Origin of the sequence: Streptomyces sp. 13-12-16 (assembly GCF_002114215.1) — a bacterium.
In the GTDB taxonomy this organism is placed as follows: Bacteria; Actinomycetota; Actinomycetes; order Streptomycetales; family Streptomycetaceae; genus Streptomyces.
This window is the reverse complement of the sequence record NZ_NCTE01000522.1, coordinates 1-12,911: the sequence shown is the minus strand read 5'-3', so window position 1 is coordinate 12,911 and position 12,911 is coordinate 1. Positions and strand designations below refer to the sequence as shown.

The 12,911-nt window shown below is 69.9% G+C and carries 12 protein-coding genes; 9 read left to right on the top strand and 3 right to left on the bottom strand.

Translation table 11 applies throughout. The features are described from left to right. Window positions 1–486 precede the first annotated feature (486 nt). Together B7767_RS21115 and B7767_RS21110 are read right to left on the bottom strand one after the other, a co-directional pair. The gene (locus B7767_RS21115) at window positions 487–1,296 is read right to left on the bottom strand and encodes an IclR family transcriptional regulator (protein WP_085573574.1); all 810 of its coding nucleotides are present in this window, start codon (window positions 1,294–1,296) and stop codon (window positions 487–489) included. After that, complete coding sequence (locus B7767_RS21110) at window positions 1,293–2,237, bottom strand: ACP S-malonyltransferase (RefSeq protein WP_085573573.1); 945 nt, start codon at window positions 2,235–2,237, stop codon at window positions 1,293–1,295. The genes B7767_RS21115 and B7767_RS21110 overlap by 4 nt, the downstream gene beginning before the upstream one ends. 472 nt (window positions 2,238–2,709) lie before the next feature. Here B7767_RS21110 and B7767_RS21105 point away from each other — a divergent pair, with 472 nt between their 5' ends. Further along, window positions 2,710–3,306, top strand: coding sequence for a 4'-phosphopantetheinyl transferase superfamily protein (locus B7767_RS21105; RefSeq protein WP_085573572.1), 597 nt, complete (start codon window positions 2,710–2,712; stop codon window positions 3,304–3,306). Window positions 3,307–3,480: 174 nt separating this feature from the next. Continuing rightward, on the top strand, window positions 3,481–4,395 hold the full coding sequence (locus B7767_RS21100) for a hypothetical protein (RefSeq protein WP_256923517.1): 915 nt from the start codon (window positions 3,481–3,483) through the stop codon (window positions 4,393–4,395). A 94-nt stretch (window positions 4,396–4,489) separates the two neighbouring features. Here B7767_RS21100 and B7767_RS21095 read toward each other — a convergent pair whose 3' ends face one another. Next, the gene (locus B7767_RS21095) at window positions 4,490–4,942 is read right to left on the bottom strand and encodes a helix-turn-helix domain-containing protein (protein WP_085573570.1); all 453 of its coding nucleotides are present in this window, start codon (window positions 4,940–4,942) and stop codon (window positions 4,490–4,492) included. Between the two features lie 582 nt (window positions 4,943–5,524). Between B7767_RS21095 and B7767_RS21090 the strand changes: the two genes are divergently transcribed. The 7 genes from B7767_RS21090 (at window position 5,525) to B7767_RS21060 (ending at window position 12,326) form a co-directional block, all read left to right on the top strand. Next, the gene (locus B7767_RS21090; protein ID WP_143652570.1) at window positions 5,525–6,349 is read left to right on the top strand and encodes a hypothetical protein; all 825 of its coding nucleotides are present in this window, start codon (window positions 5,525–5,527) and stop codon (window positions 6,347–6,349) included. A 151-nt stretch (window positions 6,350–6,500) separates the two neighbouring features. Then, entirely contained in the window at window positions 6,501–7,205 is a 705-nt protein-coding gene (locus tag B7767_RS21085; RefSeq protein WP_143652569.1) for a LuxR family transcriptional regulator, read from the top strand. 230 nt (window positions 7,206–7,435) lie between these two features. Then, on the top strand, window positions 7,436–8,500 hold the full coding sequence (locus B7767_RS21080; protein ID WP_085573567.1) for a polyprenyl synthetase family protein: 1,065 nt from the start codon (window positions 7,436–7,438) through the stop codon (window positions 8,498–8,500). A gap of 302 nt (window positions 8,501–8,802) precedes the next feature. Further along, on the top strand, window positions 8,803–9,150 hold the full coding sequence (locus B7767_RS21075; protein WP_256923516.1) for a hypothetical protein: 348 nt from the start codon (window positions 8,803–8,805) through the stop codon (window positions 9,148–9,150). Continuing rightward, window positions 9,147–10,262: an MAB_1171c family putative transporter gene (locus B7767_RS21070; RefSeq protein WP_085573565.1), complete on the top strand. Its 1,116-nt coding sequence runs from the start codon at window positions 9,147–9,149 to the stop codon at window positions 10,260–10,262. Before B7767_RS21075 ends, B7767_RS21070 begins: the two co-directional genes overlap by 4 nt. 58 nt (window positions 10,263–10,320) lie before the next feature. Then, window positions 10,321–11,529, top strand: a complete 1,209-nt coding sequence (locus tag B7767_RS21065) for an amidohydrolase family protein (protein WP_085573564.1) — start codon at window positions 10,321–10,323, stop codon at window positions 11,527–11,529. Window positions 11,530–11,606: 77 nt separating this feature from the next. After that, window positions 11,607–12,326, top strand: a complete 720-nt coding sequence (locus tag B7767_RS21060) for a response regulator transcription factor (RefSeq protein ID WP_256923515.1) — start codon at window positions 11,607–11,609, stop codon at window positions 12,324–12,326. Window positions 12,327–12,911: the final 585 nt, after the last annotated feature.

Here is a 12,911-nt window from a genome sequence, read left to right as displayed (position 1 = left end):
GCCGTACCGGCCCTGCCGTCGGGTACCGCCGGAACCAGACGGACGGGCCTCGGCCGGTCACTGCCATCGATGTCTCCTTCGCCCGTCCCGGATGACGCGGCTCCAACGCCGCGGCCCTCCCGGGTGCCTGCCGCACGAGTGATGAAGCATGCGCCCGGGAAGGCGCCGACGACGGGACGGGGGGAGCCGCCGCCGGGCTGCACCGCGGAGTACGCCGCTGCTCGGCGCGGAGCGTTCTCGGTCCGCGCCCGTGGAGCGGCGAGAACACTCACTGGACGGTTCACGCCGTCCCGCGGTGTTGAGCAACTTTGTATCCGCGCTGGTGAACGGGGGGCAACGGGCACTGCAGGAAGGTGCCAGACACGCTCGGGGCGAGGCAGTACGGGGGCACGCGGCGGCCCCGGGAACCTCACCGCGGCATGTGAGCACAACGCACACGGAGCACGGGCCCCGTCGCCGCCCTGCCCGTGCCTCCTGGATGTGCGATCAGGGGTGGTGTCTCCCCGGGTTCCGGCCGGGCCGCCTGTGGACCTCGGCCCTGGACGCGTCACAGTGCGCCGCCGGCGGTCGGCCCGGCGACGTCTCGACCAGTTCCGCCGCGGCGTCGATCACCTCGATGCGCAACGACCGGTCGGGCACCTCGGGCAGCCTGGACTGCGGACCCGCGAGCACCAGCGCGGCCACCACCCGGCCGTTTTCGTTCCACACGGGCACGGCGAACACCGCCTGACCGGGCACCACGTCGTCAAAGCCGTGGACCCACCCGGTCCTGCGCACCAGCGCCAGCTGCCGGGCCGTGAAGCGCGCCCCACACAGCCCCTCGTAGAGCTCCTCGGCATTCGCCCAGGCAAGCAGTACCTGGCCGATCGGACCGACCCCGGCCGGGCGGGCCGTACCGATCGGTACCGACTCCTCGCCGGTGGCCGGGTCCTTCGAGGAAGCCACACACACGTGGACGCCCTTACGGAGGCGGTGCAGGCGGACACTGAACGAAGTACGCTCCGCGAGGTCCTCGAGCACCTCCCCGGCGGCGCGCGCCATCCGGTCATGCCGGGCCTCCGCCGGCAGGCGTCCGAGTCGGGGGCCGAGGGCGAACCACCCACGGCGGTCTCGGGTGAGCAGGTCCAGACACTCCATCGCGACGGCCAGGCGGTGAACGGTCGGACGGGTCAGTCCACTCCGTCTGACCAGCTCCGCAAGCGCGGCGGGCCGTTGCTCGACCAGGTCGAGGATGATCGAGACCTTGTCCAGGACACCGACACCGCTGGCTCGTGAGGGCTCGGTGGCGGCACTCATCGCCGTGCACCCGGCAGGGCGTCCAGAGCGGCCGGGCTGTCCACCGACCACACCTCGACGTCCGGCACGGTCCGGCGGATCAGGCCTGCCAGCGTCCGCCCGGAACCGAACTCGATCAGCCGGCCGCACCCGAGCGATTCGGTGAGGGTGTGCACGCAGCGTTCCCAGAGGACCGGCGAGGTCATCTGACGGGCGGCGAGTCGCGACCAGCCGTCGTCGCCCGTGCGAGCCTCGGCGTCGGCGTTGGCCACCACCGGCAGCCGGCCGCGGGCGAAGGCGGTGTGCTCCACTGCCACTGCCAGCGCTTCGGCGGCCGGCGCCATGTACGGGCTGTGGAAGGCACCTCCGGTCTGCAGCGAGAGGGCCTTGGCCCCGATGGAGCGGGCGCGCTCGCCGACGGCCGCTACTCCCTTCGGCGATCCGGACACCACGGTCTGGCCGGGAGCGTTGACGTTGGCGACCCACACGTCGTCGACCGCCTCCCGTACCCGCCGGGTCAGTTCGGCGACGTCCTCGAGCGGTGCACCCACCAGTGCGCACATCGTGCCCTGCCGTGCCTCGGCCGCGGCTCGCATGGCCCGGCCGCGAGCGGCGACCAGCGCGGCGGCGTCCGCCAGGGGCAGTATCCCGGCGCAGACGAGCGCCGTGTACTCCCCCAGACTGTGCCCGGCGCAGGCGACCGCCTCACCCTCCAGGGCTTCGCGCCGGACCGCCTCGGCGTACGCGACCGACGACACGGTGAAGACGGCGAGTTGCGCCAGGTCGGTGCGCTTGAGCTGGTCGGTGGGTGTCCGGAGCAGCAGGCCCTCGAGATCCTCACCGACGGCCTCCGACAACGGGGCCACGAGTGCCCACGACGGGGTGTCCCGCCAAGGCTCTCCCATTCCCTGTTTCTGCGTCCCCTGCCCCGGAAACACGAAACCGACCGGTACCTGGTCCATGAAGAAGTCGCCTTCCGAACTGTCCTCTTGGTAAGGGCACGAAACTGGCATCCATGGAACGAGGCGGCCGGACAGGTGACAACGCCTCGTGCAGCAAAGTGCCACCGGTCCGTCGACCCCGCGCGGCCGGGCCCTCACGCCCGGGCGTCGGCCTCCCGCTGTCAGCAAATTGCAGCCGCCCCCGGAAAACGAGAAGACGGCCCTCCGCTTCTGCCACCCACCGCCACCGCCGCGTCATCCAGCGTCGCGTGACTGGCCGTTCGCTGTCACACCGCAGCCACATCGCATCAGACCTGCCTACCTTTGCGACGTGCCAGCAGGTATTGCGAAGCCCCGACAGGACGAACACCGCAAGCCCCTCGACGAGAACACGAGCATCACCCGCGTATGGCATTGGCGCATCACGACCGAAAGCCCCAGACCCGATGACTTGACCTTACTCAGCGAATCCGAACTCAATCGGGCGAACCGCATGCGCGGAGGGCGTTCGGCCGCCGAGTACGTCACCTGCAGGGCGACCGTTCGTCGCCTGCTGGCCGACTTTCTGGGCAGCGAACCCGCCGACGTGCCGCTGGGCCGCCGCCCCTGCCCCGGCTGCGGGAGCGTGGACCACGGTCCGCCCGCGGTGCTGACCCCGGGCGGAGGACCTCTGCTCAGCATCTCCCATTCCGCGGGCCTCGGGATGCTGGCACTCTCCGACGCACCTGTCGGAGTGGACGTCGAGGCGTTCCGCGACGTGCCCGTGGCGGAACTGGCCGTCGCGGCGCTCACCCCGGCGGAGCGGAACATCGTGCTCGACGCCCCGGAGCCCCACCGAACGGGACTCTTCCTGCGCTGCTGGACCCGGAAGGAGGCCGTCCTCAAAGCCGTGGGCATCGGTGTCACCGCATCGCTCACCGCACTGGAGACAAAGGCGGACCGGCCGGGTCCGGTCAAGGTGACCACGGGCCCCGCCCACTCGGTCGCCGCGACGTGGTGGGTCACCGACCTCTCCGTGCCCCACGGCTGGACCGCCTCGCTCGCGTCACCCACCGCAGGCGGCAGGACGATCACCGTCCAGGCCCTGTAGTGCACGGCCCCCGAACCGTTCGACGACGGGCCACGCATGGCCGGAATTGCTTCAACCCGGCTCATCCGCAGCCGACTCGTACCGGAAGATGTCTTCGGGAAACAATGAGAGGGGCTTCCGGTGGACGGGTTCGACCGCCTCGGCCGTGGCGCGGCCTACGGCGCCGCGTTGGCCATGACACCGTACTTACTGATCAAGGTGTCCTGGGTGATCGGGGCGATCCTGGGGCTGATTCCCCTGGGCAGCACGATGGGGCTGGCCCAGTGGGTCGTTCTCAACACCGTCACCATCGGCATGGCGCTGGTCGGCATCGCCCTGGCTCTCGCCCTCGCCCGGCCCGCGGGGATGCGCCTTCCGGCGGCTCCGTTGCTGCTCTGCGGCTGGCTGGGCACGGGGTTCCTGGTCTCGATGCTTCCCTACGCGGTGATCAGCTCGCTGGTGACTCCGCCCGCGGACGCGCAGCCCGACAAAGGAGCGTCGGCCCCCGTCTGGGAGGCGGTGCTGATTCAAGTCAGCTTCGTGGGGATGGGCCTGGGACTGGCCGTCGCGTTGCCCGCATATCTGCGCCGCCGCTGGCCGCTGCCCTTCACCGGCAGGGTGGGCGATCACGCACATCCGCACCCGGCCGGGCCGGGTGCGGAGCAGGGCGGCCCGCGTCCCGCGAGCGGTGGGCTCGTCGCCGCGGGCACCGCCCTGGGAGCATGCTGGCTGTACTGGGCGGCCGGCGGTACGGCAGGGCTCGCCGACCCGGCAGAGCGCAATACCGACTGGCGGCTGCTCGTCGCCCTGTTCGCCGTCTGGTCGCTGGCCGGCTCCGCCGCCGCCTGGGCGACGGCCAACGGACGTCCGGCGCGAGTGCCACGCTGGCTCCCGACCGCACTCGTCTGGCTGGGATCCGGCTCGATGTTCGCCTGGAGTGCCTGGAAGCTCCCCTTCACTGCCTACACGGCGGTTGCGGGCCGCGCCGCCGACTCCGTGATGCCGGAGAACCTGGGCGTGGCGGCGGCCGTCCATGTCGCCGCGCTCGCCACCGGCGCCGCGATGCTCCGCACGCTCGTACGCACCTACGCGAGCCCCGCCGCCGAGTAGTCCGGCAGCCGCACACGGACACTTCACGGCCAGGACGATCGCCATGACTCCCGGACGCCGGCCACGGGAGACCGGACGACACCGTGACGGGAGGTCAGTCCTCGGTGGTTCCCTGCTGCTCCGCCCGCTCCAAGCGGTACACGACGTCAAGCAGGTCCATGACCTGCTTGCGGCGCTCGGCCGAGAGTTCACCGGCGCGCATGGCCATCAGCCGGACCTCCCCTCCTCCCACGGCGGAGGCCAGTCTGGCCTGCTCCCGTTGCAGGGCGTCCAGTTCCCCCTTCACCCGGCTCGCGACCTGATCGTCCACGAAGTAGCTCGTCGGCACCCCGAAGAACCCGGCGAGCGCCTGGAGGTGCTTGAGTGTGGGGTTGTTCTTCTTGGCCTTGCGCAACTGCCAGATGTAGCTCTGCGAGATGGTCACACCGGTCTGCGTGATGGCGCTCGCCACGTGCTCGTTGCTGTACTCGTGACCGCCGTGGGGCCTGATGGTGGCGAACAGGTGGTTGAGTCTCTCCGCGAGCTCGGTTCCCTCATGTTCTGACATACGCACTCTTCCCTCTCCCGCGCGGCGCTTCGGCTCTCGGACGAGGAGCCCCAGGCTGATTGCGGTTGAACGGCCTCCAGGACCACGCTAGGCTCCGGATACCCGTTAGACTCATGTGAAACGCCATGAGGCTGCATCTTACACACGAGTGGGAGGCCAGGACAGGGCCCGACCCCGACCCGATGAAGCGACTCCACGACCCCCGAGCACCCCATTTCCCGCCCGGCGATTTCCCTTCGCCACTCGACGGCAGCCCGCCGACATCCGGGAAGCGCCCCCAGCGGGGCACACCGAACACCCGGAACAATTCAGAATTCAACTGCCGCGTGAGCCCTCACCGTGAATCGACGTACCGGCTCGGCGCCCGCCGCGACACATAAGTAGGACATAAGCAAGCGCCCTGCACTCAAGATGACACAAGAGCGCGGCGACGAATCCTTGACTGCACCGCTCAGATCAAGTTAGCGTCAAATCAATGCGATGAATTGACGATTAGGCAATCCTGGTGTAGCACGCCGCCGAGCGCTACCGGATTCTCGCCTCAATTCCATTGATGGGGGAAACATGACCAATATGCTTGCCGTGTCTGAAAGGCCTACCGCGGAGGGTCCTGCCGCCTGCACGTCACATGCCGTTCAGGGCAACCGGGTCAGCGCCCCGGCGGACACCGTGGAGAGGGCGCTGCGCGAAGCGTACGTCCTGGTCGACTCCACGATGAGCACCCACCGCAGTACGGAGAGGCAGCGCCCGGTGGTCATGCTGGGGGAGGACAGCGGCTCGTTCAGGGAGACCGCCGCGAGCCTGATCGGGGGCGCCAAGTACGGCATCAGCATCGCGCTTCTGCACGACGGGCCGCGGGCCGACGCGATCCTGGCCGCGGTCAGGGAACGGGACAGCCGGCAGGACGGATGGCCGGCCGGCGTCGCCTTGCGCTTGCTCTGCGCCCCCAAGGTGCTCGGCACCACGTCCGTCACCGAGCTGACTCGGCACGCGAGCGGGGTCGAAGTGCGGATCTCGGCAGGCGACCTGTACGAGGCGCTGATCGTCGACGGCAGCTCCGCCCTCACGTGGTCGACACAGTCGTCCAACGAAGAGCTGGCCACGTTGGTCACGGATCCGGCCACGGCCAAGGCGCTCGACCTGCTCTACGCCAATGTGTGGAAGACCGGCCGCCCGATCCCGGAGTACCTGCAGATACGGGAACGGCTCAACACCGACATGGTACGACGGGTCCTCACGCACCTGAAGAACGGCCACACCGACGCCGTGGCGGCGAGCGAGATGTCGGTCTCACTGCGGACGTACAGACGCCATGTGGCGAAGCTCATGCGCGACGTGGGCGCGGACTCCAGATTCCAGGCCGGTGCCCGAAGCGTCGAACTGGGGTTATTGCCACGCCAGCCGTAAAAGCACAGTATTCAGATCAACGGGGAGAGACACTGTGCAACGACAAAGGGATTTCAGTACGGACAGCTGTCCGTCTGATATCGGCGATATAGGGGGCGCGGGCGAACATTCCGGGACCACACACGACGAGGTCGAGCAGGAACTGTGGGAGTTGCGGGAGCTCATCGCGTCCGCGATGGTCAGGCATCGCAGACGCCTTTCACGCAACGCGCTGGTCCGGGAAGTCGGACGAGACGAGGTGGGACCCGCGATCGAGTCCCTGATCAGGGGGGCCCGTGTCAGTCTCGAAGTCGCGCTGAGCACGGACGCGGAAGTGTCCCGGCTGACGCATGCCGCGCTGCGGGAAGCGCTGCGGACTCGCGGCCGGTCATTGCGCGCGCGGCTGCTGTGCACCCCGGCGATGGTGGACACCAGGTTCGTGCGTGAGGTCACGGCCGCCGGCCATGCCTGGGAGGTACGGACGACTCAGATGCCGCCCCTGTGCGCGGTCGTCGTCGACGGTTCGGCCACGCTCGTGAGTGTCGGGCCGCCGGGGGCGTCCCGTGCCTCCTTGATACAGGCCGCGACCATACTGCAAGCAGTCCGCAACTTCTACGCGAACGTGTGGGGCAACGCCACCGCCCTGACCGAACGCATTCACTTCGGGGACCAGCCGAGGACCGACACCGTACGGCAGGTGCTGCAGAAGCTGCGTGACGGGGTGACCGACGAGGTCGCGGCCCGCGAACTCGAAGTGTCGGTTCGCACGTACCGGCGTTACGTCGCTGAGATCATGACGCTGCTGGGCGCTGAATCCCGCTTTCAGGCCGGTGTGTACGCGGCGGCGCTGGGACTTCTGCCACCGCCCGAGGCCTGAGCGACCGTCACCAGGATTCCGGATGCTGCCATCCGCCCCCCCCGTGTCCGCGGCCGCGGCCGGTCCGCGCGGCGGGTGGTTGGCAGCAAGCGGACAGCCTCGTTGGCCGCGCGCCTCCTGGCCGGTCAGCATGGAAGGATGTCCAGACCGGTCCCTCGAAATGGCACACCACCGTCCGAGCCGTGGAGTTCGCTGAAGCACGCGCACACAGGGTCAGGTGCAGACCGGTGATGTCCAGAACCATTCACGCCCTCGGCGGCCGTGTCAGCGCCAAGGTGGTGTTGCGCAAGTACCGCGGCGGCCGGGGTTTCCGGTTCCGTATCGCCGACAAGGCCGTCGAAGAGCGGCTGCGGACCGGACTCGAGACAGTGGAAGCGGAGATCCAGCGCACGATCTCCTGTGCCAGTGACTCACGGGTCGCCGAACTCGCCGGTCACGTCGCCGCCGCGGGAGGCAAGCGACTCCGGCCGGTCCTGGTACTGCTGGCCGCCGAGTTCGGCCGGCCGAGACACGAGGGGGTCACCCGGGCCGCGGCCGCCGTGGAACTCATCCACATCGCGTCCCTCTACCACGACGACGTCATGGACGCGGCGGTCACCCGGCGCGGCGTGGTCAGCGCCAACGCTCTTTGGGGCAACCGGATGGCCGTCCGCGGCGGGGACTGGCTGCTGGCCCGTGCCGCACAACTCGCCGCGGGCCTCGGCCAGCACATCGTTCACCACAACTCCCGGGCCGCTGTCCGCCTGGTCGAGGGCCAGCTGCGCGAACTCATGGGACCCGGCCCCGATGAGGACCCGGTACAGCACTACTTCCAGGTCATCGCAGACAAAACCGGGGAGTTACTGGCCTCGTCGTTGAGCCTGGGCGCGCTTCAGGCGAACGCGTCCACGGCGCACGTCGACGCGCTGGCCGAGTACGGCGCCAGGCTGGGGGAGGCCTTCCAGATCGCCGACGACCTGATCGATCTCCTGTCACCTTCCGAGAGAAGCGGTAAGGACCAGGGCGCGGACCTCCGGGCCGGGGTGCTCAGCCTCCCGGTGCTCCTCGCCCGCGCCGACCACAGCCCACAGGGAGCCGAACTGCGTGCCCTGGTGAGTGGTGGACCCGTCACCGATCCCTGGGCCCACCAGCGTGCACTGGACCTCTTCCGCGACTCATGGGCCGTGGCCCGGACCCGGACCATGATGCGTGACCGGGTCGCACATGCCCGATCCGCACTGACGTCCCTTCCTCCGATACCCGCGCGCGCGGCTCTGGACTCGTTGTGCGACTTCGTGATCGACCAGGCCGCTTGACGAACGTGGACGCGAGTCGGGCACGTCGGCTCCTGACCGTCCTTCGACGGCAATCCGGCCCCAGCTCGGGCCGCCCGCATCTAAGATCATCGAGGGCGCACCCAGCTAGTGATCGACCGCTAGGAGCACCTGGAGGGCTGTTGTCGGAACGGAAGTTACGCCGCCGCTGCAAACGGGAGTTACGGGCACTCGGCATCCAACCCCCGCTGCGTATCGATGAACTGTGTCGTCGGCTCGGTGAGCACCGGGGTCGGCCGATTCGCCTGCTGCCCTACTCGCTGCCCATACCGGGTCCCTTCGGCATGTGGCTCGCGACGGAGTCGACGGACTACATCCTGTATCAGCGGGAGACCAGCAGAATCCACCAGGACCACATCATCCTGCACGAGGTGGGGCACATCCTGGCCAACCACCACAGCCACCAAGAGGAGTTGGCGCAGCCAGTGTTACCGGGCCTGTCACCGGACGTCGTCAAGCGGGCGCTGCGCCGGACCTCGTACGACGAGGAACACGAGCGAGAGGCCGAGTTGGTCGCCACCATCATCCTGGAGTGGGCGTCCGTTCTGGACCGGGTGGCCCCGAAGCAGGCGAGCGATCCATCGGTGCGACGAGTACAGGCCGCCCTCGGCGACCGGCAGGGCTGGCTGTGATCATCCTCCAGGTCCTGACCGGACTCCTTCTCGACCTGTCGCTGGTGTGGAAGATCTACAAGCTCTGCAAGGCTCCTCACGACCGTCCCCTACGAGCCGTCACCCTCTGCATGGCCAGTGCGGTCGGCTTCTTCTCGCTGGGGATACCGGGTTTGGCGAAGAAGGTCACCGCGGTCGCCGGCGCCGGGACGGAAACGCTGCTGCAGAACGCGTTGCTCCTGTGCACGGCCTACTGGCTGCTGTGTTTCTACGTGTACTCCACGGCCGAGTCCCACCGGGCGGCCAGACGGGTACGGATGGCGGCGGTGCCCCTGGCGGCAGCGTTGCTGGTCGCCGCGCTCGCCACGGCGACCGCCCCCGGGGACACCCTCGGTGGTGGGTACGCCGCTGCCGACATGACCGTACCGCAGGTGGCTGTCTTCTACGTGTCCGTGGGGTCGTACCTGGTCTGTGCGCTGGCCACCGCCTCGTACTGGACCCTGCGTTACGCGATGATGTCGCCGAGGCCGTTGGCCACCGGTCTGTGGCTGGCCTTTTCCGGCCTGTCGGGCATGGCCGTGGCCAGTGCCGGCCGTGTCGCCTTCACCCTGGTGCGCTGGCGTGACGGCCGGGTACCCGAAGCCGCCAGCGGCATCGTGTCGTGGCTGCTCGCCGTCTCGGTTCCGCTGTTCGTGGTGGGTGTGATGTGCTCTGCGGTGGCCATGCGGCTGGCCGCGTCGCGCGTGTGGTGGCAGCACCTGCGCACCTACCGCCGACTGGGCCCGCTGTGGCAGCTCCTGCACGAGGCGTACCCACAAGACGCGCTTGCCCGCGGTTCCCGGACCCGATGGCACGACGTGCCGACCTTCCAAGGGGTGCACCGGCGCTACTACCGGCGAGTCATCGAGTGCCGGGACGGACTGGTGCGGGCCAGCCCGGCCCTGGCCGGGCTCGGAGTCGGGCCGGGGGCGCCGCCCGATGTTCTGGCCGAGCGACTGCGCGCGGCGCTGCGCGCGGACACCGTCGATCAGTCAGGCACCCACCCGGCCATCCCGATCGCGCTTCCGGAAGAGGACGGGCTCGATGCCGACGCACGGCAATTGGTCGCGCTGTCGGACGCGCTCCGGTCGTAGCGCGACGACGGGCCGACACCGCTTTGACGGGCCCTTTCAGGAGACAGGACCACACGACATGGACGAGCTGCTGCTGACAGCCGGCCGAGTGCTGCCGGATCCCTGTGGGGAGATTCTGACGGACGGCGCGGTGCACGTTCGCACCGGAACCATCGCTGCCGTCGGACCGCGCGAGGAGGTGGAGCTCCGAACACCCCCGGAACTGCCCACGCTGTCCTTCCCGGACGCCACCGTGCTGCCCGGTCTGATCGACGCGCATGTGCATCTCGCGTTCGACGCCGGCCCCGATCCGGTCACTGTCCTGGGTGAGGCCGATGACGAGGAGCTGCTGTCCGCGATGACGGACCGCGCACAGCAGCTGCTCCGGAGCGGCGTCACCACCGTGCGGGACCTCGGTGACCGGAACGGTCTGGCGGCACGGCTCCGGAACCGCATCATGCGGCAGGCGGTGGCGGGACCGCGCATCCTCACCGCGACCACTCCGCTGACCCGGCCGGGCGGCCACTGCTGGTTCCTCGGCGGCGAAGTGGCCGGCCCGGAGTCGATACGCGCCCTTGTGCGGCGCAACGCCGGAAGCGGAGCGGACGTCATCAAGGTGATGGTGACAGGCGGTGGCCTGACCCGTGGTGGGCCGGCGGTATGGAAATCCCAGTTCACGGTCGAGGAGCTGCGCCTGGTCGTCGCGGAGGCGCGGCGCTTCGGTCTGCCGGTCGCCGCCCACGCGCACGGCACCGAGGGCATCGCGGCCGCGGTGGCTGCCGGAGTGGACACCATCGAGCACTGCACCTGGATGGCGGAGGGCGGCGGTTTCGACCTGCGTGACGAGGTGGCCGCCGACATCGTCGCCGGTGGAATCTGGGTATGCCCGGCCACACACCCGAACTGGCGGGCGTTGACCGGGCGGGTGGGCGCCGAACGGGCCGAGGAGATGTTCTCCTCGCTGCGCTGGATGGTCCAGCAGGGGGTGCCTGTGATCGCCGGCACGGACGCCGGCGTGCCGAGGGCGGCCTTCGGCGGCCTGGTCGACAGCCTGGAGTTCTTCGCCCACCTGGGAATGCCCCTCGAACGCGTCATCACCATGGCGACGACCGACGCTGCCCGAGCACTGGGCATCGGTACCCGGACCGGACTGATCCGCGAGGGCTACCGCGCCGATCTCCTCGTGGTGACGGGCAACCCCCTCGACAGTCTCGACGCGCTGCGCCGGGTCCGCCTGGTGCTGGCTGACGGCCGCCCGTTTCCGCGCCGATTCGTGGCAGGAACATGACACGGGCTCCCACCGTCTTCACCGGCATGACCACCATGAAACGAGTCGTGCCCTCGCCCCCCACAGCAAGGACAACCGTGGCACCTCTCCGGCGCACCGCCATCGACACCCGACGCCGCACGACGCAGTCGCCGCACATCTCTCTGGTTCACCTCGACTCCGGACTCACGGTCCTGGCCGCCGACTCCCTCTTCGCCCGCCGTTACGGAGACAGCGGAGCCTCGCCGTACGGTCGCCACCTCTTCGCGCTGCTCCAGCCCAGCCCGGCCCACGCCCTGGACCGGCAGTTCTCCCTCCTGGCCACCGGTGATCAGGACTCCTTCACCGAACACGTCATCGCCCTCCAGAACGACGGCGTCCCCTTACCGGTGGACATCACGGGCACCGTGGCCCGCAACGCGGATCCCGGCCTGCCTTCGGTCAGTTACCTCGTCGCGGTCCGCCCGGTCGAGGAGGTGGATCCGCCGACGAGCCCCCGGCCCCACGCCGGCACCCTGCTCTCACCGCTCCACGCCCGCATACTCGAAGGCATAGCGGGCGGCGCGTCGAACATCCAGCTCGCCGCCCGTCTCCACCTCAGCCGCCAGGGCATCGATTACCACGTGGGACGCCTGCTGCGTCAGCTCCGGGCACCCAACCGCGCGGCCCTCGTCGCACGCGCCCACTCCTTCGGCATGCTGACGGTCGGCGCCTGGCCTCCCCATGTCCCGCAGCACTTCATCCATGCCGAAAGCACGACGGTCCCGCCGACGACCGGCCGTCCCGGCCCGGCATCGGCTCAGTGGCTCTCCCGGTAGGCCCCCAAGCGCGGACAGCGCCGCGGGCCCCCTGAACCGCATCCAGGGCAGCAGGGCGTCCACCGTCCGCACGAAGCCGTACCGGGCGCTCCGGCCGGTCTCCGCATCGAGGGGACGCGGGCCGCAGGGCCTCCCCCATCACCTTCTCGGCCCCGCAGCGGGGTGCCCGCCCGTCTCCGTCACGAGCACGCACGGCCGTGGCCCGGGTGCCCGCGACGTGATCCGCCCATCGTCACGCGGCCGGGCCGCCCGGCCGCCCGACTCCTGATCACACAGTGCCCGTTCACCGTCCGCACGGCTCCTGGTTGGGCGGGAGAACAGATCTGCTCCCGGGGCGTGCGGGTCCGCGCGGGTGTCTGGTTGACTCCGCGCCCACCCCCCACCCCCGTACCCGCACCCCGTCCGGGGTGCCGGATCGACGTGAGCGGAGCCACCCACATGTCCTTCGGACCGCAGCCCCGGAACGGGCCGCCGCGCCATGACGAACCCGCGGCCGGCCCGCGGCCTCCGGCGGAGCACGAGCGGCACGACGCCGGGGAGGCGGCGCGGCTGGCCGTCGGGCTGCGGCTCGGCGTCCGGATCGCC